The sequence below is a fragment of the Streptomyces chattanoogensis genome (assembly GCF_001294335.1).
GTDB lineage: Bacteria > Actinomycetota > Actinomycetes > Streptomycetales > Streptomycetaceae > Streptomyces > Streptomyces chattanoogensis.
Map to the genome: position 1 here is coordinate 1 of NZ_LGKG01000186.1, position 22,048 is coordinate 22,048.

Here is a 22,048-nt window from a genome sequence, read left to right on the forward strand (position 1 = left end):
CGTCCGGTCGGGGAGCAACGGCTCGATTCGCCTCCACTGCACATCAGTTAACGGCATACCCAGACCAACGACCGACTGATCCAAACGAAACTGCCTAGTCGTCCGCTCGTGGTCACGAGTGTCGTTCGCGTGAGCAGATGCCGAGGTAGCTTCAACCCGCCTTTTTGTGTCCAGGCGCACCGATGGCGTCGTCCGCGAAGATCAGCGAGTCGGGAAGAGCAGTCGACCGAGGTCTTCGCGGAGCCGCTCTTTCAGTTCGCCGAGATGGCTGGTGTGTTCATGGGCGATCCGGATGGTGTGGACGCCGCAGCGCGTCCAATGCCGGTCGCGATCCTCGTCGTCAGCCTTGCGGGTTCGGCCGTAGTGGTGTGGTCCGTCAACTTCGATGATGACGGCTCGGCCGTTTCCCAGAACGGTGAAGTCCGGGCTGCGTACGCCGGCATCCCGCAGCTTGGCGGAGGCCAGTGGCAGGATCGCGATGCCGCTCTGGGCGGGGCGCTCTCGTTGGAGGTCTTGGAGGACCTGGTAGACAGCGAGTTCGGCTCGACTGCCGAACACCAGGTCGTCCGCAGTCGGGTATCCCTGGTCGCTTCGCCTTTCGCGGCGGGCTTGGTTGGTTGGACTGCTGCCTTGATGCCGCCAGTCCTGCGTGATCTCCGGGAGCGGGCGCATCGCGGCTTCGACCACGAGGGACTGCACGTCCTCGCGCTCCAGCAGCTTGAGGACGGTCTCTAGCCTTTGCCAAATCGCCTCGACCATTGCTGTCGTGAACTCTGGCACGAGCGCGCGGTCCACGGCGAGGACAGCCTCGTAAGTGGCATCCGTCCAGTTGTCGTTGGGCATCGGATGGAAGTAGCCACCGTCGCGGCGCAGCGTGAGTTTCGCCGAGCGGACGAGGTCCCGAGCCAACCCTTCGCCGTCGTCATCAAGCAGATGGTGGGTCTGTCCGAGGACCAGATCGAGCTTGCTCGCGTCGTCGTCCCTGAGCGGCAATGGGATCGTCGGAGTGACGGCGCTCTCTGGGAACGGCGCATAGACGGGCCGCCCGGACATGAAGCCTCGGGGTCGCAGGACCCAACCGTCCGCCGCCAGCAGCCGGTTCAGCTCATCGACACGCCTGGCCGCCTCATCGGCATCGGGGCGTACCTCGGGATGCACCAGCCGCGCGAGGAAGGCCAGCAACACCTCGTCCGGGCCATCAAGAAGCCGGAACCGCGGATCCTCGAAGACCCAATCGTCCTCCCAGTCGTAGTTGTTGAACCGGTGCTGGATGATGTCGCCGCGGGCGGTCGGGTGGCGCGAGTCGGTCGATGGGAGGGCATCCAGGTCGTACAAGGCGCCCAGGAGGGCGACTTCGTCCAGGCGTCCCCACCAGTCGCCCTCCGCAGCGCGTAGCAAATCGAAGACATCGCGCCGTGTCACCGCTGTGATCCTTGCTGCGTTGTCCTGGTCGGAGTGCGTCATGACACCAGAATGGCGTGCCAGCGGCGCGTCTGCCGAGCCTTCATGGCGGTTGTGGGGTCGCGTGAGAGGTGTCGTGGTTGGCGCCAGGCGTCTGTCTGCTCTTCGGACCGCATTATGCGATAGGCGTGGGTGCATGCGGCGTGGGGCATGTGCCGGGCACTTCCCGGTCACCCACTCGACCTTGCAGGGGATGTCGGGCTTGTAGGTGCGTGCTGCGGTCCGTGTGTCCGTCAGCATCCGGACCGCGCCGATGTTCAGTAGCCGCTGTACGCAGGGTGTGACGAGTGGCTCCTGGCGGCACACGACGTGCGGGTCTCAAGCCCCGGCGGCCGCCGTCATCCCCTACGGCCTCGTGCGTCAAGATAACGCTCGTAGCGCACACAGTGCCCGTAGCACACAATGGCTGTTCGTCCCGCTTGTCCCGGCCGAACCGCTGACCTGCGATTCCTTTCACGTGTTTCTGTTCCACATGTTTCGCGATGACGCACCACGTGGAGTGCGTGGCGATCCTCGAAAAGGCCGCGAAGGGCTCCTGACCTGCACTTTTGCGTGTGCGCAAAATGTGCAGTGTGGGCGTTACGGGCGATATCTTGACGCTGACATGACGCTCATTTGGCGCTCGTTCTGATGGGGTGTCAGCCGCGTTGTTGGGCAGGTCAGACCCTGTCAAGGTGGCGAGCACCGATGGGGCGACGAGGGGAGGCGGCGCTGAGTGCGGACCGACTGAGTCCTGCTGGTCAGATATCCCAGAAGAGACCAGGTGGCTCCGTGACCTGCCGCGCTGGGCGGCTATGCGTCGCTGACCTGCGCGGATAGTCTTTCGGCTGTTTCACGCTCGTACCCGTTGATGCGGTCGCAAGTCCCAGAAAAGTCCCAGGGGACTCCCAATGCCGAGGGCCACTCTTTCGGCTCCATGCAGGGTGAGGGGGTGCGGTGTGGGCTGGGGCTTGTGCATCGGTGGTCCGCATTGAATGAACGGCAGCGCGCGCTTCCAGCGCCAACTGCGGCCACGGAACCGCGGGGCTCCGACGCCTTGATGCTCTCGTACCGCACCCCAGCTGGCCCGACCCGGCGAGGAGACTCGGAACCCGGTTCGCAGTCGGACCTCATCACAGTGTTTAATGGAAACGATTCTCATTTTGCTTCGATGAAAGATCGCCATGCACGTTAACGAATCCTCACCGCGGCCCCGCTCCCACGCCCGCCGCCCCTCCAGGCCCCAGGCAGGAGCGCGGCCGTGATGCGAGCGCTGACGTCCCCGGCAACCGGTGAACACTCGCAGGGACCTCAGCTCTGGTCGAGGCGCCTCCCGTGGGAACCGACCTCGCTGTCGGTGGGCGTTGGCCTCATCGCTGTCGCCGGCCACCGCGGTGGGGTTCGTGTGCTAGATCTTGATGGAGGCGAGGAGCACGGCCACGTCGCGTTGCCCGGCGGCGTCACGGATCTCGCCTTCTCTCCTGATGGGCGGAACCTGGCCTTGACAGGCCCCCGTGGATACGGTTTGTGGCGCGCCACGGACGGCAGGCTGATCACGCGGACCACTCCCGAGGCGTGCATCCGCGCACGCTGGACGGGGCCGGGCGTCGTGGCGATTGCGCAAGGATGCCATGTCACCACCTACGACGCTGATGGCGTGGCGCAGTGGTCCACAACCTCCCTCCCGGCTGCAGCCACCCACGTAGCCTGTGCGCAGGGCGGACGTCTTTTGGCGGTCTCGCTGGCAGGTCACGTCCGCTGCTTCATGCCCCCACGCCGCGAGCCGGTCGCCCTCCATGCCTACAGCGGCGCTCCGGGCGATCTCACCTTGTCCATCGACGGCCGATGGGCTGTTGGCTCGACGTACCAGCGCAAGACGTTGCTGTGGGAGACACATCGCCCGTCGGGGCGGCCGGTTGAGTGCGAGGACAGCTCAGGGCAGCACGGCCCGGTTTTCAGCGGCAGCGGGCGCCGGCTGGCTGTACCGGCCGAGCGCCACCTGTCGCTCTGGTCCATCGGCCACAGGCGGCCGACGCGCTTGGCTGTACTCCCTGTCTGCGCATCGGCGGTGGCATGGCGCCCCGGCGACGGGGACATGCTCGCGACGGCCGGATCCGACTACACCATCCGCCTGTGGCACGCCGGAGTCCGGCACCAGCGGAATGGTTACACCTCCCTCGCCGCATGGCATCTGACTTCCCCTGCCACGTCCCTTGCGTGGATCGGGCGGCGAATGCTCGTGGCAGCAGAACGGGGAGGTCGCATAGCGCTCCTGGATATCAACACCACACCAGCGCCCACCGCTTGGAATGACGCAAAGGCAGCGTGACAGTTGGGCGACCTGCGGCTGCGCACCTCGCGTGCCCGTCACCGTCCACAGCTCCACGTGCTGGCTGCCGCGCGTCCTGGAGAGCGGAGAGACGCGGCGTACAAGCGACTGCCCGTCACGGTCTTGTGAGGTTTCCGGCGTTGCGGGGTCGGAGGCGGAGAACTGCCAGGTGTCCGTGGCGGCGGAGGACACTTCGATGACCGGGTCCAGCCCCAGGCCGATCAGGGCAGGGGGTGATGGCGCCGGCAGTGAGGGTGACCCCACCTCGGTGACGTTGTAGGCGATGTGGTGGCGACCAGAAGGCGCGTGTGCGCCGGGTCAGTGCCGCCGTCTTCAAGACGGTTCTTTTGCGCATGACATTCGTTTTCATGTAGCTTCTGGGTCTGCAGCACTGATTCCTCAGGAGGTTCCCTCAGTGGCCGTTCCCAAGCGCAAGATGTCCCGCAGCAACACCCGCCACCGCCGCGCGCAGTGGAAGGCGACCACCCCCGACCTCGCCCCGGTCTACGTCGACGGCGCCGAGTACCACGTGCCGCGTCGGCTGGTACGCGCCTACGAGCGAGGGCTGCTGCCGCTTCCCGGGAAGTGACAAGCGCACGCCGCATTCCCCAGTCGATCCCGTACGAACAGGAACCGCCCGTGTCCGCCTCTGCCGCACCCGCCGCCGTCGACCGCCCTCTGCCCGTCACCGTGCTCTCCGGATTCCTCGGCGCGGGCAAGACCACGCTGCTCAACCACGTCCTCAACAACCGCGCGGGGCTTCGCGTGGCGGTGATCGTGAATGACATGAGCGAGGTCAATATCGATGCGGCGCTGGTGCGCGACGGCGGAGCGGCGCTGTCGCGTACCGAAGAGCGGCTGGTGGAGATGACCAACGGCTGCATCTGCTGCACGCTGCGGGACGACCTGCTGGAGGAGGTGGACCGGCTCGCCCGCGCGGGCCGGTTCGACTACCTGCTCATCGAGTCCAGCGGGATCTCCGAGCCCATGCCGGTGGCCGCCACCTTCTCGTTCGCCCGCGATGACGGGGCGATGCTGGCGGACGTCGCGAGCCTGGACACCATGGTCACCGTCGTCGACGCCGCCAACTTCCTCCCCGAGCTGGCGCGTGGCGACGAGCTGACGGAGCGCGGTCTCGATCAGTACGAGGACGACGAACGCACGGTCAGCGACCTGCTGATGGACCAGGTCGAGTTCGCCGACGTGATTGTGCTCAACAAGCTCGACCTTGTCAGCGAGGACGAGAGGGACCGGCTCAAGGCCACCTTGGCCCGCCTCAACCCCTCGGCCCGTATCGTGCCCGTCCGCCATGGGCGGGTGGACCCGGTCGAGATCCTCGGCACCGGCCGGTTCGACGTGGAGAAGGCCCAGCAGGCCCCGGGCTGGGTCGCCGAACTCAACGGAGACCATGTCCCGGAGACCGAGGAGTACGGGATCTCCAGCGTCGTCTTCCGCGCCCAACGGCCCTTCCATCCCGAGCGGTTGTGGCGGTTCGTCGCCGAGGAGTTGGACAGCGGGGCGTACGGCGACGTCCTGCGCTCCAAGGGCTTCTTCCGGCTTGCGACCCGGCCAGCCGTCACCGGGCTGTGGTCCCAGGCCGGCGTCGTCGCCCGCTTCGAGCCGGCCGGCGTCCGCAGCGGCGAACAGCAGGCGCAGGAGCTGGTCTTCATCGGCACCGCCCTGCGCAAGGAGGCCCTGGCCGAACGGCTCACCGCCTGCCTCCTGCGGGACGGTGAGACCGCCGCCGGGCTGGACGATCCGTTCCCGTCCTGGGAGACGTACGGCATCGACGACGCCTGCGAGCACGAGCACGGCCACGAGGCCGTCCCCACCGGCTGAAGACGTTGAAGACCATGTACCCGTGCCGGACCAGCTGCCTGCTGGTCCGGCACGGGCGTTATGCCATCCAGAAGAAGACGGCGGTCATCCGCTTGTCCTCCAGGGTCCTGCCCCAGTAGCCGGTGGCGCTGTGCATCATGCTGGCGGTGTAGAGCAGCAGCCGGTTGTAGCGGTGCGATACCTGTACATCCTCGGTGAAGGAGTCGGGCGGGACGAAGCGCGTTCCGAGGGCGTCGACCAGGTTGTTGTGCGGCGAGGTCACCATGTTCCCGCCGAGCAGGCCACCCGGCAGGCTCTGGCGGTAGAAGCTGGTCCCACAGTCCTTGGGCACATTGGGGTTGAGATAGAGCACAGCGGCGTAGCGGCACAGCGATCGTGAATCGGTGTGGGGACGCGGCTCGCACTCCTCCCCGCCCACGACCTGGATGCAGTTGTGGTTAAGGGTGCCGCCGCCGGGGGCGGTTTCCTGCCACAGCCGACGCGCGCCGGTGGCCTTCCTCACCAGTCTTTCGACGCGGGCCAGTTCGGCCGGTTCGAGCCCGGGCATCGTGCGCAGGCCGGGCCAGCTCTCGGGCTTGTGCGGATAGCCTTCGACCCAGTCGTCCTTCGCAAGGCAGCGGGCCCGGACGGCATCGACGTCGGGCAGCACATTGTCCAGAATCCAGTAGTCCCGGCCGGGTGTGGGTTTTCGGTAGGGGAGGACGGGGAGCGCCGGGGGGCTCGGGGTATGTGGGGGCATGCGGCCGACCTTAGGGTCGGCCCGCGTCAGCGCTCTCCCGCGAAGTGGTCAATCCTCCGTCAACTCACCGCAGCCGTAGGGGTTCTGGCGTCGTCATCTCGCTTTCGTCTTGGGGAACGGACTCGGATGAGCCTTCGGGGACAGAGTCGTGGGTTCGTGGGAGGCGGCGCTGCACTCTGGCGCGAATGCCATGCGGCGATACGGCCAGGGTGGCGAGGAACAGGGCGGCGATGACCAGGGTGATGGTGCCTCCGGCGGCCATGTCCCAGCGGATGGACAGTTCCAGGCCGATCAGGCACGCGCCGACACCGAGGGCCATGGCCAGCGGTACGGCCCAGCGGATCCGGTCGGTCCACAGGCGGGCGGTGGCGGCGGGGCCGATGATCAGGGACATCGCCAGCATCACGCCAACGGCAGGTGTGGTGACCACGATGACGGCCTCCACCAGCAGCAGGAGCAGCAGTTCCAGGGCCGCTGCGGGGTATCCGGCGGCCCGCTGTCCTTCGGGGTCGAAGGCGCCGTGCACGAGTTCCTTGTGCAGCGCGCCGAGGACGAGGAGGACGACGGCGCCGACGCCTGCCGTGGTCGTCAGGTCGTGGTCGGAGACCGTGAGGAGTGAGCCGGTCATGAAGGCTTCGAGGTTCTTGCTGAAGCCGTTGGAGGCGGACAGCAGGGCGACGCCGAGGGCGAAACCGGCCGCCAGCATGATGCCTGTAGCGGTGCCGGTGTCCTGATCGCGGCGGCGTGAGACGCCGACGACGCACAGGCAGCCGAGGAGGCCCGCTGCCGCGCCACCGAGGTAGAGGTCGAAGCCGGTCACGGTGGCCAGCACCACGCCGGGGAAGGTCGCATGGGTCATCGCCATGGCGAAGAAGCTCAGGCGGCGAAGGAGGACATGCAGGCCGATCGCCCCGCAGACGGCGCCGACCAGTGCCGCCTCCAGCACGGCGCGGTGGGCATAGGAGTCGAGCCAGTTCATGTCCGTGCCTTCCAGGCCATCCGGCCGGTGAGGGCGGTCGTGACGCGCAGTGCCAGGTATCCGCCGACCATCAGCAGGACCACGGCCGGGCCGGCGGCCAGCGGCAACCCGTACCGGATCGACGCTTCATTGCTGGCCGCCAGCCCGAGCCAGCCGCACAGCCCGCCGAACACGGCGCCGGTGGTGGCGATCACGGGAATGCGGTGGGAGACCAGGCGTCCGACGGCCGCGGGGATGATCACGAGCGCGATGACCAGTACGGTGCCGACCGACCGGACCGCTGCGACGACTACCAGTGCGATCACCGTGTGGAGTGCGAGGTCCAGCAGCCCGATGCGGTAGCCCAGGGCGCGGGCTCCCTCCGGATCGAAGGCCCGTAGCGTCAGATGACGCCCGAGGACGACGAGGACGGTCAGGCACACCAGGGCCAGAGCCGCGCTCTGCACGATCTCCTGCCGGGTGACGGTGAGCACCTGGCCGAAGAGGAATGCCGTCAGGTCGTGGTGGTAGCTGTGCCGGCGTGACACCAGCACCACCCCCAGCCCGAACAGCGCCGTGAGGATGAGGGTCAGCGCCGCGTCCTCGCTGATCCGGGGGGTGCGGGTGAGCAGCGTGAGCAGGGCGGCGGTGAGCAGGCCCGCGGCGAGGGCGCCCCAGAACACCCCGTCCGCCGCGCCGGCGGCGAAGCCGATGACGACACCGGGGAAGACGGTGTGGGTGAGGGCGTCGGCGACGTATGCCAGGCGGCGTACGAGCACGAACACGCCCACGACGCCACCGAGTATCCCGAGGATCACCAACTCCGCCAGGGCACGGGCCATGTAAGGGGCTTGGAAGGGGTCGGTGAGGACGGCCATGCCGTCACACCCCCGCCACTACGGTGCTGCCGTCCACCTCAAGCACCTGCGCGCCGTAGCAGGCCCTGAGGTTCCGGGCGGTGAGCGTCGACTGCAGCGGCCCGAAGCCGAACTGCCGCCCGTTGAGCAGACACACCTGCTCGCATACGGCATGGGCGATCGCCAGATCGTGGGTGCTGACGAGAACAGCGGCGCCTCCCCTCTTCAGCTCACGCAGCGCGCCGATAAGTGCATCCCTGCTGACCGCGTCCACGCCGTTGAAGGGCTCGTCCAGCAGCAGCACGGCGGCCTGTTGGGTGATTGCCCGGGCGAGGAGAACGCGCTGCCGCTGTCCGCCGGAGAGCGTGCCGAAGCGGTCCCGGGACCGGTCGGCGAGGCCGACCAGGTCCAGTGCCTCGGCGGCGATGATGCGGTCGTGCCGCCTGGGCCGGCGCAGCCAGCCGACGGCGCGGTAGCGGCCCATCAGCACCACCTGCCCGACGGTGACCGGGAATTCGGGATCGAGGGTGTCGGCCTGCGGCACGTACGCGGTGTGTGGGCGGGCGGCGGCCGGGCGCCGCCCGCACACGGTCACCGAACCCGAGGCCACGGTCGCCAGTCCCAACGCCGACTTGATGAGGGTGGACTTGCCCGCCCCGTTGGGGCCGATGAGGGCGAGTGCCTGGCCGCGGGGGACCGAGCCGTGTACACCGTCGAGGACAACCTTGGAGCCGTAGCCCAGACAAGCGTGGTCGAAGACGATCGCGGGCTGTGGTCCGTGCGGGCCGGCTTCGGTGCGGGGTGAGGGGATGGCGCGCGGCGCGGGCATGCTGGGCGTGGTCACTTCAGCGCGTCCACGATGGTCTTGGTGTTGAACCGCTCGCTCTTGAGGTAGGTGTCTCCTGCTGAGCCCTTGGGGCCGAGCGAGTCCCCGTACAGCGAGCCGTCTCCGGCGATCACCTTGACGCCGGCCTGGCGGGCGATGGCCTTCGCGGTCTTGGGCGGCAGCGAGCTCTCGCCGAAGACTGCCTTCACCTTCTGTGCCTTGATCTTCTGCACCAGGCTGTCGATCTGCTTGCCGGAGAGTTCGGCCTGGTCGCTGAAGTCGGGGATGACCGCGCCGACGTAGGTGAGGTGGTAGCGGTCGATGTAGTAGCCGAAGGCGTCGTGGTTGGTGACCAGCTTGCGGTTCTCGCGTGGCAGGGAGCCGATCTTGCGCGCAATGTCCTTGTCCAGTGCGTCGAGTCGGTCGGCGTAGGCGGTGAAGTTGGCGTGGTAGTCGGCCTTGTGGTCGGGGTCGGCCTTGATCAGTGCCTGCTCGATGTTCCGGCACATGATCTTCGCGTTGCGGGGGTTGTGCCAGATGTGGGGGTCGTCCGCGGGCTTGCCGGTTTCCTCGTCCTCGCCTTGGCGGAGCGTGACGTGCTTGCTGGTGTCGACGGTCCTGCCGCTGAACCCGGCGGCCTGGACCGGCTTGTCCAGCCATTCCTCCTCCAGCCCCGCACCGTTCTCGAACAGCACCTTGGCCTGGCCTATCGCCTGGAGGTGGGCGGGCGTGGGCTCGTACTCGTGGGGCGAGGCGTTCGGCTTGATCAGCTGGAGCAGGTCGACGCGGCCCTTGCCGATGTTGCGTACGAAGTCCGCCACCGGGGTGGTGGTGGCCACCACCTTCAGCGTGCCCGGCCCCGAGCCGTCGGCCTGGGCGCTGCCGCCCTTCGCGCCGCAGCCGGCCAGTGGGAACGCGGTGAGGGATATGGCCGCGAGAGCGACGAGGGCCTGCTGCGGACGGTGCACGGGATCTCCTTGGGCGTGACTGGGTGAGAGTCAGACATCGATGGACATGAAAATCATGTTCAGATAGTTTGGGTGATCGACAGGCGTAGGTCAACTGGGAGTCGAGATGAGCGGGGCAGCGGCGGGGCGGACGGACACCGTGGAGCCGGGCGCGCGCAGAACGCGCCAGCGCACTGCGGTGCTGCAAGCGCTCGTCGGTTTCCGGGACTTCATCTCCGCCCAGGCCCTGTGCGCCCTGCTGACAGAAGCCGGCGTGAGTGTCGGCCTCAGCACCGTCTACCGCACCCTGCGCGACCTGGAACGGGCCGGACGCCTCGATGTCGTGCGCGACGAGACCGGGGAGCGGCTCTACCGGGAGCGGCCGGAGGACGGCCACCGTCACTACCTCATCTGCCGGTGCTGCGGACGCAGCCGGGCCGTCGACACGGAGGTCGTGGAGGCGTGGGCCGACCGTATCGGCGAGCACACCGGTTTCACGGATGTCGAGCACACCCTCGAACTGACTGGCGTCTGTGCCGGCTGTGCACCGTCCGCCCAACAAGGAGAAACGTCATGCCGTCAAGAATCCCCCCGCCGCCCCTCAGATCCCCGCAGATCGCCGCGCTGAAGGAGTCCGTACGACGGCTGCTCGTCCTCGACGCCGACACCGCCGTCGTGATCCGCCAGCTCGCCTCCACAGAGCCCGGCTGCCCGCCGCTGGAAACCGTCATCGCTGTACTTCCCATGGAGGGAGAACCGCGCCGATGGACCGTGGGCCGCGCTGTCGAGCAGATCACCGAGGGCGAGCTGCGCACTCTGCTCGCCGGCGCCACCGGAGGGGCGACATGAAGAGCGCCCTCGGGAACGAGTCCGGCGAGGTGGGAGCGGACGGGTCCGGCCCGCGTTTGCTGGTGGCCGCCGAACGGGAAGGGGACCCTGTGGCCCATCGCCTGCCGGACGGGAACACGCTGTGAGTGCTGCGTCGATACGTCCCTACTGCGTACGCCCGTGCACGGTGGTGGTGTGCCGGGGATGCTGCTGCGGCAATGTGCGCAAGTACCCGGCCATCGACCATCGGTGGCAGCTCGACCGACTCTGTGCGGCCGCCGCGGATTCGGGCGGGCGGCTCGCGGTCCGTACGAGCGACTGCCTCGGCCCGTGCGGTCAGGCCAACGTCATGGTGATCCAGCCCTCCAGCGACGGGCGTCGTCGGGGCGGCCGCTCGACGTGGATCGGCTGGGCGATGGACGACGCCTGCACCGACGACATCCTTGCCTGGGTGGCGGCCGGCGGACCGGGTATCGCCGAGCCGCCGGCCACTCTCGCGCTGCAGCTCGTGCGCCCGCAGAGAGCCGCGCGAAGCGGTGGGCGGCGCCGCGCTTAGAGCCCGGCTGCTCCGGCTTGCGCTCATGAACCCATGGTGACCGTAAGGCCGAGTGTGAAAGCGAAAGTCAAACGGAAAGCCGGCGCGAATCGGCATTCATTCTCGCCTCGTGTTCCCGCTCTGGACAAGGTGGTTCGGAGAGGGGATTAGTGATCGTCCCAGTGCCCGCCGTGGGCCGCGTGCCGGTGGCCGTCGTGCACGTAGTCCACGTGATCGTTATGAGGTACGGCCACGTGGCCGCAGCCTTCCCCGTGTTGATGGGAATGGCCGGAATGTTCCCGGTGTTCGTTTGGCTCGCACTCGACGACGTGGTCCTCGTGGATGCGGTGGAGGTGGCCGTCGTGCACGTAGTCCAGGTGGCCGTCGTGAGGTACGGCCACGTGGCCGCACCCCTCGCCGTGCAAATGGGCGTGGTCGATATGGGGTTGGTGCGCGGCAGCTGTCGTCACGCTTACTCCTTGGGTCCAAGTGCCGCCTCATGAATGAGGCGGCACCACACATATCTGGAAGGGGAATTCCCTCCATTTCCCGTCAACTTTTCACGAGTCGGGAATGGTGCCAAGGACTGAAAAGGGGTCGTGTCGTGGCGACGATAACCGCTTTCATTCCGCCGTCATCGACGGCGGTGAGAGGTGTCACAGGGTCAGCGAATGGCCACCAGGACATGGCTGTGACCGAATTGCCAGACCGTGCCGGCGTCCTCGAATCCCGCCTCGCGCAGCAGTGCGACGTGGTCGGCTGCCGTCAGGTCGTTTCCCTCGCAGTGCGGCAGCGAGCGGCGGCTGCGTGCAGTGAGCAGGTCGGCGAGGTCCGGGTCCTCGCCGGCCGCCGTCCACCAGGACTGCCAGTCCTCGTGGGCGAAGGCTGCCTGGCGCCTGGCGTGGCGGAGGCCGACGTTGGCGGCGATGTCGGAGATCTTGGCGCCGTTAGGGGAGAGGTGGTCGCCGTTGATCAGGACGCCTCCGGGGCGTAGCACGGTCGCGAGCTGTCGGTAGACCTGCCGCAGGGTGTGCTCGCCGAGGTAGTGCAGAGCTGTCGCCGAGACGGCTGCATCAAGTGGCCGGGTCAGGGCGAGGGTGTCGAGCCAGCCTGGTTCGCCGATTGTCGCTTCGACGTAGCGGGCGGCGGAGCCGTGGTAGACGCGGCCGAGTTCCAGGAGTAGTGGGTCGGCGTCGACGGCCAGGACCTCCGCGTGCGGTAGCCGGCCGGCCAGTCGTGCCGCCAGTGCTCCGGGTCCGCAGCCGAGGTCGACGATCAGGGGTGTCGCCCGGCCGGCCGTCACATGCTCGACCACATCGGCGATCACGGTGAATCGCTCCTCGCGGTCGATCGCGTAACGCTGTTGCTGGCCTTCCCAGCGTTCCACCCACCGCGTGGCGGTCTCTGTGCTCAGTTCCATCCCGGCCATTCCGCGTGCCAATGCCGCCGGCTCATCGGCACGGCATCATCGGGCGGTGCCGCCGAGCGGAGCCAGCGCTAATGAAAATCATTGTAGGCTGGCGAGCGTGGAGAGCAACTCTTCTATTTCCTCAAGGGTGTTGTAGACGTGCAGACTCACCCGTACGGAGCTCTCGTTCTTTGACGCTCCGGCCTGGCAGTGGCTGTCGGAACGCACCATGAAGCCGTGGCTGAAGAGGATGAACCCGAGGTCGCCCGAGCTGATGTCGCGATGTCGGAAGGTGACGATGCTGCGGCGCCGCTGCGCCGGGGAGTCGGCGGCCAGGCTCTGGCCGCAGCCCAGGACGTCGTAGGCGTCCAGTCGGCTCAGTCCGTCGGTCAGCCGGGCTGCGAGACCTAGGGTCCACCGTTCGATACGGGCCGGGCCTGCTGCCTCCAGCCAGTCCAGGGCCGCCGTCAGGGCGACGGCGCCGACCGTGTTCGGGGTGCCGCTCCAGCCCCCGGGCCGGAACGCGGGCCCGCGTGTTCTCCGGGCCCAGATCGCGCCGGAGCCCGGCAGGCCCATCGCCTTGTGCCCGGAGAACACCACGAAGTCCACGTCGAGTTCGGCGACGGAGACCGGCAGGTGTCCGATGCTCTGGGCGGCGTCCAGACAGATCGGTACGTCGGGTCCGACCACCCGGCGGATGCGGTGAATGTTCATGTCGCTGCCGTAGACGTGGTGCACATGGGTGGCTGCGACGAAGCGGGTGCGCGGGCCGATCAGCTCGGCGAGCGCCGCCGGATCGTAGTCGCCGGAACTGTCCTGGTACGGCAGCTCCCGCACCAGGATCCGCACGCCCTGGCGGGCGAGCAGTTCCCGCGCCTCCAGCCACGGCTCCAGATTCGCCTGGTGGTCGGCGGAGGGGACGACGATCTCGTCGCCGTCACGGACGACGCCGGGAGCGGCCAGCCAGTCTCGGGCGATGCTGCGCAGCCCTTCGGTGGTGCCGCTGGTGAGGTGCACGGCCGAGCGGTCGGGGGCCGGGTCGCTCAGGAACTCCTTGATCCGGTCGCGGGTCTGTTCCACCATCGTCGTCGTGGCGTTGGCCCAGGGGTAGGTGCCCCGGCCGGCGTTGGCGTTGGAGGTGGTGAGGTAGCGCTGCACGGCGTCCAGGACGGGCTGCGGTTTTTGTGCGGTGGCGGCGCTGTCCAGGTAGATCAGGTCCGGATGTGCGGAGATGATGGGGAACTGGGCGCGCAGCGCACGTTGCCATGGCCGCAGGTCGTCAAGGGCGGCACACGGGCGGGGGCGGTCCACGTCAGTCACGCACCAGCGTGGCGCCCGCGTCGCGCCAGGCGATGATGCCGCCGGCCAGGCTGCGCACGTCGGGGTGGCCCATGCGGGTCAGCAGGGCGGCGTATCGGGCGGATTTCTCGCCGACCGGACAGGCCAGCAGTACGGGCTGCCGCTTGCTGAAGGGCAGGCCGCCCCGCAGGAGTTCGTCGAACAGCTCGTCGACGATGTTGACCGATCCCTCGATGTGCAGGGCGGCGTAGGCGAAGGGGCTGCGCAGATCGATGACGAGCGGCCGCTCCGCCGCGATCCACTTCTGGGCGTCGGCGGTGTCGATGATGTCGGCGGCTCGTACCTCGGCGTCGGTGAGCGTGGCCACGGAATTCATCAGCGGCGGGCGGCCCAGCAGCTCCGGCCGACGGTCCCGTACGTAGCTGAGATAGCTCTCCATCCGGTCGCAGACGATGAACACGGCCGTCTTACGGCCTGTCAGCTCGGTGTCGAGCGGGCGCAGATGGCGCACGGTGCCGAAGTACGCCGCGCCGCCGGTGGGCCCGGCGAGTATCCCGCAGCGGCGGACGAGGGTCAGCATCCCGTCGATGGCCTCACCGGAGCCGACCGGTTCGATCGTGTCGTACGTGGCGGGGTCGAACAGTCCCACCTCGTGCACCTCGTCGGTATTGCGGATACCCGGAATGAAGTCCGACTTCTGTCCGACCAGTCCCACGACGCGTACCGCCGGATCGTGGTCGCGCAGCACCCTGGCGACCCCGGTGGACGAACCCGCGGTGCCCACACAGGCGATGAACCAGTCCGGGGCCCGGCCGTCGAGGTCCGCCAGGATTTCCGGTCCGGTGCCGGTCTCGTGTGCTTCGGTGTTGAGCGCGTTGAAGTACTGATCGGTGTGGAGATGTGCACTGCCGGGCCGGGTCAGCTCCTGGTGGAAGCGGGTCAACGGGTCATCGGTGTCGGTCGGATCGAGGCACTCGGTCCGACCGGGCAGCTCCTCGATCTCGGCGCCCAGCAGGAGGAGCAGCTCCTTGATCTCCGGGACCCGCATCCGGTTGGTGACGCTCTTGAACGACAGGTCGTGCATGCCCGCGATGACGGCCAGCGCCTTGGCGGTGTTCCCGCTCGACAGCTCGACGAGCGTCTCGCCCCGCTCCCGGGCGCCGGGGAGGCCGGGCCGTGCCATGTTCCAGGCGGCGCGGTCCTTGACCGAGCCGAAGGGGTTGAGCATCTCCAGCTTCGCGTAGAGGTCGATATTGCGCAGGCCGTGGACGGCCGGGTCGATGCGTATGAGCGGGGTGTTGCCTATGGCATCGGTGATGCTGTCGTACCTCATTGTTCATGCCCCCCATGGCAGTTGATCGGCCAGTACTCGTCGTCGAGACGCCATTGCCAGGTGCCGGCGTCCCGGTGCACGGCTACGGTGCGGGCGAGGGGCTGCCGCTGGGCCCGGGTGGCGTTGAAGTCCATGCAGTAGCCCGCCGTGTTCGCGAAGGCGAGCAGGTCGCCCGGCCGGGGCAGGCGTGGCAGGTGGACCATCCGACGGGTGATCAGGTCTGCCTCAAGGCACAGGCTGCCGGTCAGGTACACCCCTACGGGTCCGCCGGGCTCAGGGGGAGCGCCATCGCGGGGCAGGAGCAAGGGGTCCATGAGGACACCGTGTTCCTCCAGGCTCACGTCGCTCGCCGTCATCCCAAGGCGTATGAGGTGGTGGTCCCCGGACTCGGTACCGCGCACCTCCTGCACCCGTGCCAGGGACAGCCCGCACTGGTCGGCCAGCGCCCTGCCGGGTTCGATGTACAGGTCGTACAGGTTCTCCAGCAGCAGTGTGCCCAGCGGGCGGCCCAGGGACGGTGCGGGCGTCGACAGCAGTGTGTCGAGGTAGGCGGGTCCGGCGACCGGGCGGTGGGCCGGGTAGAGGCTCAGGGCCCCGCGGAGGGTGCCGTTCGCGGCGTGCAGACCGTAGCCGTGCCCGCCCCAGGTCAGGGGCGGGCGGCGCCCCAGGACGGCGAGGGCCAGTTCGGTGGTGTAGCGGTCCCACTGGGCGCCGTGGGCGAGGTAGTTCACGCCGTATCCGCCACCGGTGTCGATGGCGCGCGGCTCGAACCCCCGGCGCCGGAGCTCGTTCATCGCATGGAGGCAGCCTTCGAGCGCGAGGGCCTTCTCGTCGAGGCTGGTGGTGTCGAGGTGGTAGGCGACGCCGGTCGGCTCGACGGCGTCCCGGAGGCGCTCGACCGCGTCCAGCAGCCGGTCCAGCCCCCGTACGGAGGTACCGAAACGGCTCTGCCGGGAGAGCACCTTGATGCCGGAGGCTCCGAAATCCGACAGCCGCAGCAGGACCCGCACACGGGGCAGCGCGTGCTTGCGTACGAGGGTGGCGATGTCCTCCAGCTCCCCTTGCCCATCCGCGCTGACGGTGACCCCGGTGAGCACGGCGAGCCACCGGAACTGCGGATCCTTGGGGCCGGTCGCCACGATCCGGTCCGGGGTGAAGCCGGAACCGAGAGCATGCTGGAGCTCGCCCAGCGATGCCACGTCGACGGCGGCGTCCGTGGCAGCGAGTCGTCGCACCAGGGCACTGGAACCGTTCGCCTTGTGCGCGAAGAACACCTGCCCGGCGAGCCTGTGCCGACGCAGGACGCTGCGGAAGCGTTCGATGTTCTCCGCGATCCGGTCGGGCAGCAGGACATTGAGGGGGGAGCCCAGTGCGTCGACCAGTGTGTGAAGGAACGCGGGTGACTCCAGCAAGGACGAGAGCGGCGGTTCGAGGCCCGGCTCCAGGTACAAGGGGTCACCGTGCATCCAGGCGTTCCTCCTCGGTGAGGATGACACGTCGCTATCGGAGTCCAGCCCTCATCTCTTTCCAACCGCGGGGCCGTTTACGCCCGCCCGAGGCGTGTCGGGTTCGTTCGCGCCGGCGACCGGTCAGACGGTGAGGACCATCAGGATGTCGTCGCGGTCGTCGCCGGGAGCGAGCCGTAGCGCCCCGGGCCAGCGGCCGATCTCCCGCCATCCCAGACGGCGGTAGAACTCCTCCAGCCCCATGCCCGCCCGGGCGGCGAGGTGGAGTTGTTCAAGGCCCATCTCTTCCCGCGCCAGGTCCTGGACGCGGTGCATCAGCGCGGTGCCGATGCCGCGACCACGGAAGCGCGGGTGCGTCTGGAGGTGGTTGAGTTCGCCCCAGTGCGCGATGAAGGGGTGCGGGTCACGGCGTACGACCAGCCATCCCGCCAGGTCACCCTCGATGGTGGCGAGCAGCAGCCGGCCGCGTTGCGGATCGAGCCCGGCGATCAACTCGTCGACCGCCGGTGCGACTTCTTCGGTGCCCACCGGAGGAGGGGGGAACCCGAGCGGTACGACAGCGCCGCCTGCGTTGCTCACGACCGTCCAGCACTCGATCAGCTCCCGCCTCTGTTCGGGGTTGATCTCCCACGGGTGGATGATCTGGGTGAATTCGGGCGCAGTGCGCTCAGTCATGAGGTCACCCTCCCAGAGGTGGGCAGGAAGCTGTGATGGAGCGCTCCCAAGCGTCGCCCGGGGCTGGACTGCCCTTTCGGATATGCCGGGTTGGGCAGTGCCGTGGCTGCGACCACTGCCCAACCCGGAGTCCTCGCGTCTTCGGTGCGAGCTCGGGGCGCTCGCGGCCGTGTTCAGGGGGGCATCTCTCGGCGACGCGGCACTCAGGATAAATGGAAATGGATGCCATTTGCAATATGGGAGATGGTGGCGCACAGACGCATCCCGGCGCCGCCCCGGCAAGAGGCCCGGCACCTCCCGGACTCATCGACGCGGAGTTCACTCCTACGGATCGGCAAAGCCGAGGGGAGCGTGCACCGTGCGGTGCACGCTCCCTTTGCCGTACAGGTGTCAGCCGAAGAAGCGTCGCAGACGCGCGATCCGGCGGATGAGCAACCAGTCCAGGATCAGGATGAGCACCATGGACAGGCCGGCGAGCGGCATGGCCAGGCCGAGGACCAGCATGAGGACGGCGACCGCGCGGGTGACCCTGGCATCCTGCGCCCGGCGGGGCGCGCCGAGGGCCTTGCCAGTCGGGCGGCGGCGCCACCACATCACCATTCCGCTTACCGCCATGCCGATGACGCCCAGGCAGGTGCCGAGGGCGACCAGCAGGTTGGGCAGGCCGAAGCGCTCGCCCTGGTGGAGGGCGATGCCCTGCTCGACCAGCTTCGACAGGAAGCCGTACTGCGGCCAGCCGTAGGAGGCGAGCACCTTGCCGGAGTACTGGTCGAGGAAGAGCGTGCGCTGCTTGGCGGGGTCGGCCTCGGACTTGCCGGAGATCGTGTAGACACCCTTCGGGCCCTGCGGAAGGGTCACGGTGAAGGTGCCGGGAACGCGGTGGCGGTGCGCGATGGCGACGGCTCGCTCGATGGGCAGGCTGCCCGGCGCGGCATGGCTTGTAGCCGTCTCGCCATGCCCTGTGTGACCCTCATGGCCTGCGTGCTCGCCGGCCGATTGCGAGCTCGGCACCTGGAGCTTCTCCGCAGCCCAGGGTACGGAGGTGTCCGGGTTGGTCGTGAGCCGATCGGCAGTCTTGGGAACGGTCGAGGAGACCTTGTAGTCCCAGGCGCTCGGGGCCTGCTGCTTGGTCGCGGTGATGATCTTCTGGAGCTGGTCTCCCCAGACGCCGGTCCAGGGCAGGCCGGTGGCGATGAGTATCAGTAGGAAGACGGAGAGAACCGCACCGGCGGTGGCGTGCCAGCGGCGCAGGCCACGGCGGCCGGTCCGGCCACGGGTCGAGCGGGTGCGCCACCACAGGTACAGGCCCGTGAAGGTGAGGATCGCCGCCCAGGATGCGGTCAGCTCCATCAGGCGGTCACCGACGGTCCCGGAGAGCAGGTTTCCGTGGAGCTCGCGGACGGTGTGCATGAAGGTCTTGCCGTTGTCGACGGATCCCAGCACCTTGCCGTCGTACGGATTCACGTACACAGAGACCGTCGGGGCCCACTCGCCGCCGCCGTCCGCGGCAAGGGTGACCATCGTGCTGTGGTCGCGGTCGCTGGGCGGGGTCACCGACTGGATGGTCGCCTCGGGCTTCGCCTTCCGTACGGCGTCCACCTGCTCGGCCAGCGGCACCGGCCTGGCGTTCTCGGCGGCCTGGACGGTGCGCAGGTCCTTGTAGACCCAGTCCTCGTAGGCGGGCTTGAACAGGTAGATGCCGCCGGTGACGGCGAGGAGCACCAGCAGGGGGGTGATGAGCAGGCCGGCGTAGAAGTGCCAGCGCCACAGCGTCTTGTAGAGCTGGTTACGGGACGGCCGTGTGCGGTCGCTGCCGCTGTTGCTGTCCGGGTCGGTTTGGGTTCTGTCGTCGGACAGGCTGGGGACGTGCGTCATTGCCAGTTGTCTTTCTCGTTCCACGTGGCCGGTCAGTGCCCGGGCCGCGTGTGATCACAAAGGAAGGACCGACGGCGTGGCGGGAGCGCGAAGCCGCCGGTGAGCGGGGATGGGCGTACCTATCGCCATCCGGTGAAGCCGCGTGCGTCGCGCCGGGCGCCGCAGGCAGCCCACGTCGGGGCAGGCCAATGCGGTGCAGCGCCCGGACCCCACGGGGTCGGGCCAGGCACGCGGGTGATCAGTACGAGAAGGACAGGGGTGGGCCGCGGCGGATGAGGGTGTGCCTGACGAGGGGGAGTTGGGGCGGGATGGTCGCGGCCCGTTGCCGTATCCGGTGTGGTGCGCAGTGGCCGAGCGGTGCCGTCGGACCCGCGGCGAAGAGGGCCAGTAGTCGGTGCACGGTCCGGTCGGCTGCCGTACGCAGTGTTCTGAGCAGGGCGAACGCCGTACGCTCGCCGCGGTGCAGCCACCAGGCGCACACGAGTGCCGCGGCGAGGTGCGCCGCGATCATCCCGGTGCCGGAATGGTGCATGGACGGCATGGCGTGCGTGTGGAGGGAGCCCGGTGCCAGGCCCGCGTCGGGTACGACGTGCCGCATCGACCGGCCAGGGAGCCCAGGGGCCGGGTCCGCGGAACGGGAGTGGCCGCTGCACATCATCCGGCTCGCCCACAGGTCGGCCCTTGCGGGCGCGGCGGGGGGCCGCATGACCATGTTCTCCGCGGCCCCGCCCTGCTGCACGCGCGAGAAGAACAGGTGCAGCGCGCCTTGGACGGTCAGCACACCGGCTGTGATCGCGGTGAGGGAACGCTCCTTGTGGGCCGCGAGGGTCGCGGCCGCGAACACCGCCATGGCGGCCGCGGCCGAGGCCCACACGGGGAGCCCCGTGCCGGACATCAGCACATGCCCGGCCGCGGACACCGCGACGCAGACCGCGGCGAACACCGCGGCCCGGACATATCGCAGAGCAGCGGCGACAGGCATAGCCGGGACATCATGCCAACCACCGACTGCGGCCTTGCGTGCGGGGGAGTCCATCGCGTTCGATGAGGACCCGGCACCGCTGTCGACGCCAGGCGCCGCGGGTTTGCGTCAGCAGGTTCCCGGGCGTCGCGGTGCGGGTGGCCCGGCGCCGCTCCGCCCCACCCTGCGCGACGTTGAGCGGGTCGGACGCGGTGCCCGCCCCCGGCTTTGGTGGGGTCGGGCGTCAGTGCGGCGCGATGAAGGTCACCAACTGCTCTTGGTGACGCCGGGGAGCTCCCCGGCGTGGGCCATTTCGCGTACCCGGATGCGGGAGAGGCCGAAGGCGCGCAGATGGCCGCGAGGGCGTCCGTCGACTGCGTCGCGGTTGCGGATCCGGGTGGCGCTGGCGTCGCGCGGCTGGCGGCGCAGCTCCTGCTGAGCGGCCGCGCGCTCGTCGTCGGAGGTGCCCGGATTGGCGATGACCGCCTTCAGCTCGGCGCGGCGCTCGGCGTAGCGGGCGACGATCTCGCGCCGCTGTTCATTCTTGGCGATCTTGCTCTTCTTTGCCATCAGACCTTTCCTCCCTGGTTGCGGATGCGGGCCACGGCGGCCTCGATGCCGATCGTGTCGACGGTCTTGATGCCCTTGGTGCTGAGGGTGAGCCGGATGTAGCGGTTCTCGCTCGGGAGCCAGTAGCGCTTGCGCTGGATGTTGGGGTCGAACCGGCGCGAGGTGCGGCGGTGCGAGTGGGAGATGGTCTTGCCGAAGCCGGGTTGCCGGCCGGTGAGTTGGCAGTGGGCGGACATGGTCCCTCTTGATCGTGTGTGGGCGGTACGGCAGCACCGTAGCAGCTAGATGAAAATGAAAACCACTTGTGTATGCTGCTCGGCATGGCTCGTAACGAACTGCGTCCGATCATCAAGCTGCGGTCCACCCCGGAATCCACCCCGAGTACCGGCCCGTCGTCTTCCGTGACAGCGCCGGCGATTTCGCCTTCCTCACCCGTTCCACCGCCACCAGCGACAAGACGGTGGAGTGGGAGGACGGCAACACCTACCCCGTCATCGATGTGGAGATCTCCTCGGCGCGTTACCGGCCCGGTCGACAGCGGTCACACGCCGCTGGTGAACGACTGCGCGTGCTGTGCGCTGCGCGAGGACCTGGTCCCGGAGCTGGTGCGGCTGGCCGACGCCGGAACGTATCGGCTGGCTGTCGTGGAGCTGTGGGACTCGGTCGAGCCGCAGGCCATGGCCGCTGTCATCGCGGCCGAGAGCGAAGCGTTGGAGCTGACCGGGGTGGCCACCGCCGTCGACCCGGCGCTCGCGCTGCCGTACCTGTCGAACGGGGACGACTTGGCCGAGGCCGGTCTCGCGGCTGCTCCCGCCGATCAGCGTACGATCGCCGACACCTTCGCCCGGCAGATCGAATACCCCACCGTGCTCGCCCTCGCCGCGGGAGACGAACCGGCGGACCACGCCGACCTTGCACTGCTCGCCCAACTCACCCCGGCCGCACAGCGTTTGTGGGTCGGCGAGGGCACGCTCGGCCCTGCCCTGATGGCCGGATTCGACGTCGAGGCCGCAGCGGCGCGTCAGCATCCGGCGTGTGCGCTGCTGCCGCAGGAGGCCGACGAGCACGGGGTCGACACTCTCGTGTGGCGGCGTGAGCGGCCCTTCCACCCGGGGCGGCTCCACGCGGCCCTGGAGGATCTGGTCTGCGCCGCCGCTCGCATC

21 protein-coding genes and 2 pseudogenes are annotated in these 22,048 nt (G+C 68.7%); 7 read left to right on the top strand and 16 right to left on the bottom strand.

Annotation, left to right across the window (positions count from 1 at the left end; genetic code table 11):
- Nucleotides 1-201: 201 nt before the first annotated feature.
- The gene (locus ADL29_RS35625; RefSeq protein WP_157878659.1) at nucleotides 202-1,464 is read right to left on the bottom strand and encodes an AbiJ-related protein; all 1,263 of its coding nucleotides are present in this window, start codon (nucleotides 1,462-1,464) and stop codon (nucleotides 202-204) included.
- A gap of 2,720 nt (nucleotides 1,465-4,184) precedes the next feature.
- Here ADL29_RS35625 and rpmF point away from each other — a divergent pair.
- Nucleotides 4,185-4,358 carry a 50S ribosomal protein L32 gene (rpmF, locus tag ADL29_RS35630; protein ID WP_053927659.1) on the top strand — a complete coding sequence of 58 codons (174 nt, stop codon included), beginning with the start codon at nucleotides 4,185-4,187 and terminating at the stop codon, nucleotides 4,356-4,358.
- Between the two features lie 50 nt (nucleotides 4,359-4,408).
- Nucleotides 4,409-5,608, top strand: a complete 1,200-nt coding sequence (locus ADL29_RS35635; protein WP_211274452.1) for a GTP-binding protein — start codon at nucleotides 4,409-4,411, stop codon at nucleotides 5,606-5,608.
- A 58-nt stretch (nucleotides 5,609-5,666) separates the two neighbouring features.
- Here the strand turns inward: ADL29_RS35635 and ADL29_RS35640 are convergent, their stop codons facing one another.
- The 5 genes from ADL29_RS35640 to ADL29_RS35660 form a co-directional block, all read right to left on the bottom strand.
- On the bottom strand, nucleotides 5,667-6,347 hold the full coding sequence (locus tag ADL29_RS35640; RefSeq protein WP_053927660.1) for a DUF6445 family protein: 681 nt from the start codon (nucleotides 6,345-6,347) through the stop codon (nucleotides 5,667-5,669).
- A gap of 64 nt (nucleotides 6,348-6,411) precedes the next feature.
- Nucleotides 6,412-7,326: a metal ABC transporter permease gene (locus ADL29_RS35645; RefSeq protein ID WP_063788597.1), complete on the bottom strand. Its 915-nt coding sequence runs from the start codon at nucleotides 7,324-7,326 to the stop codon at nucleotides 6,412-6,414.
- Nucleotides 7,323-8,183 (bottom strand): metal ABC transporter permease, encoded by an 861-nt coding sequence (locus ADL29_RS35650; RefSeq protein ID WP_053927661.1) that lies wholly within the window; start codon nucleotides 8,181-8,183, stop codon nucleotides 7,323-7,325. The genes ADL29_RS35645 and ADL29_RS35650 overlap by 4 nt, the downstream gene beginning before the upstream one ends.
- 4 nt (nucleotides 8,184-8,187) lie before the next feature.
- The gene (locus ADL29_RS35655; RefSeq protein ID WP_245689776.1) at nucleotides 8,188-9,006 is read right to left on the bottom strand and encodes a metal ABC transporter ATP-binding protein; all 819 of its coding nucleotides are present in this window, start codon (nucleotides 9,004-9,006) and stop codon (nucleotides 8,188-8,190) included.
- A complete protein-coding gene (locus tag ADL29_RS35660) occupies nucleotides 9,003-9,956 on the bottom strand; it encodes a metal ABC transporter substrate-binding protein (RefSeq protein WP_053927662.1) in 954 nt (317 codons plus the stop codon). Before ADL29_RS35660 ends, ADL29_RS35655 begins: the two co-directional genes overlap by 4 nt.
- A 106-nt stretch (nucleotides 9,957-10,062) precedes the next feature.
- Here ADL29_RS35660 and ADL29_RS35665 point away from each other — a divergent pair, with 106 nt between their 5' ends.
- The 3 genes from ADL29_RS35665 (at nucleotide 10,063) to ADL29_RS35675 (ending at nucleotide 11,319) form a co-directional block, all read left to right on the top strand.
- Nucleotides 10,063-10,563 (top strand): Fur family transcriptional regulator, encoded by a 501-nt coding sequence (locus tag ADL29_RS35665; protein ID WP_053927663.1) that lies wholly within the window; start codon nucleotides 10,063-10,065, stop codon nucleotides 10,561-10,563.
- On the top strand, nucleotides 10,509-10,784 hold the full coding sequence (locus tag ADL29_RS35670; RefSeq protein ID WP_053927664.1) for a hypothetical protein: 276 nt from the start codon (nucleotides 10,509-10,511) through the stop codon (nucleotides 10,782-10,784). Before ADL29_RS35665 ends, ADL29_RS35670 begins: the two co-directional genes overlap by 55 nt.
- Before the next feature lie 121 nt (nucleotides 10,785-10,905).
- Nucleotides 10,906-11,319, top strand: coding sequence for a (2Fe-2S) ferredoxin domain-containing protein (locus ADL29_RS35675; protein WP_053927665.1), 414 nt, complete (start codon nucleotides 10,906-10,908; stop codon nucleotides 11,317-11,319).
- Nucleotides 11,320-11,465: 146 nt separating this feature from the next.
- Here ADL29_RS35675 and ADL29_RS42100 read toward each other — a convergent pair whose 3' ends face one another.
- The 10 genes from ADL29_RS42100 to rpmB form a co-directional block, all read right to left on the bottom strand.
- Nucleotides 11,466-11,768, bottom strand: a complete 303-nt coding sequence (locus tag ADL29_RS42100; RefSeq protein WP_078971538.1) for a hypothetical protein — start codon at nucleotides 11,766-11,768, stop codon at nucleotides 11,466-11,468.
- Between the two features lie 194 nt (nucleotides 11,769-11,962).
- Nucleotides 11,963-12,718, bottom strand: coding sequence for a class I SAM-dependent methyltransferase (locus ADL29_RS35685; protein ID WP_053927677.1), 756 nt, complete (start codon nucleotides 12,716-12,718; stop codon nucleotides 11,963-11,965).
- An 87-nt stretch (nucleotides 12,719-12,805) separates the two neighbouring features.
- Nucleotides 12,806-14,026: an aminotransferase class V-fold PLP-dependent enzyme gene (locus ADL29_RS35690; protein WP_169795286.1), complete on the bottom strand. Its 1,221-nt coding sequence runs from the start codon at nucleotides 14,024-14,026 to the stop codon at nucleotides 12,806-12,808.
- Entirely contained in the window at nucleotides 14,019-15,338 is a 1,320-nt protein-coding gene (locus ADL29_RS35695) for a pyridoxal-phosphate dependent enzyme (RefSeq protein ID WP_053927668.1), read from the bottom strand. Before ADL29_RS35695 ends, ADL29_RS35690 begins: the two co-directional genes overlap by 8 nt.
- Complete coding sequence (locus ADL29_RS35700; RefSeq protein ID WP_053927669.1) at nucleotides 15,335-16,804, bottom strand: type III PLP-dependent enzyme domain-containing protein; 1,470 nt, start codon at nucleotides 16,802-16,804, stop codon at nucleotides 15,335-15,337. The genes ADL29_RS35695 and ADL29_RS35700 overlap by 4 nt, the downstream gene beginning before the upstream one ends.
- A 123-nt stretch (nucleotides 16,805-16,927) precedes the next feature.
- Nucleotides 16,928-17,479: a GNAT family N-acetyltransferase gene (locus tag ADL29_RS35705; protein WP_053927670.1), complete on the bottom strand. Its 552-nt coding sequence runs from the start codon at nucleotides 17,477-17,479 to the stop codon at nucleotides 16,928-16,930.
- A gap of 390 nt (nucleotides 17,480-17,869) precedes the next feature.
- The gene (locus ADL29_RS35710) at nucleotides 17,870-19,354 is read right to left on the bottom strand and encodes a PepSY-associated TM helix domain-containing protein (protein ID WP_053927671.1); all 1,485 of its coding nucleotides are present in this window, start codon (nucleotides 19,352-19,354) and stop codon (nucleotides 17,870-17,872) included.
- Between the two features lie 238 nt (nucleotides 19,355-19,592).
- Nucleotides 19,593-20,336, bottom strand: a complete 744-nt coding sequence (locus ADL29_RS35715) for a hypothetical protein (RefSeq protein WP_053927672.1) — start codon at nucleotides 20,334-20,336, stop codon at nucleotides 19,593-19,595.
- A gap of 243 nt (nucleotides 20,337-20,579) precedes the next feature.
- Nucleotides 20,580-20,885 (bottom strand): 30S ribosomal protein S14, encoded by a 306-nt coding sequence (gene rpsN, locus ADL29_RS35720; RefSeq protein ID WP_053927673.1) that lies wholly within the window; start codon nucleotides 20,883-20,885, stop codon nucleotides 20,580-20,582.
- On the bottom strand, nucleotides 20,885-21,121 hold the full coding sequence (rpmB, locus tag ADL29_RS35725; RefSeq protein ID WP_053927674.1) for a 50S ribosomal protein L28: 237 nt from the start codon (nucleotides 21,119-21,121) through the stop codon (nucleotides 20,885-20,887). Before rpmB ends, rpsN begins: the two co-directional genes overlap by 1 nt.
- Before the next feature lie 134 nt (nucleotides 21,122-21,255).
- Here rpmB and ADL29_RS42105 point away from each other — a divergent pair.
- Nucleotides 21,256-21,405: pseudogene (locus ADL29_RS42105) on the top strand (50S ribosomal protein L31); the annotation flags it as partial.
- Nucleotides 21,404-22,048 (top strand): annotated as a pseudogene (locus ADL29_RS35730) (GTP-binding protein); the annotation flags it as partial. The pseudogenes ADL29_RS42105 and ADL29_RS35730, both read left to right, overlap by 2 nt.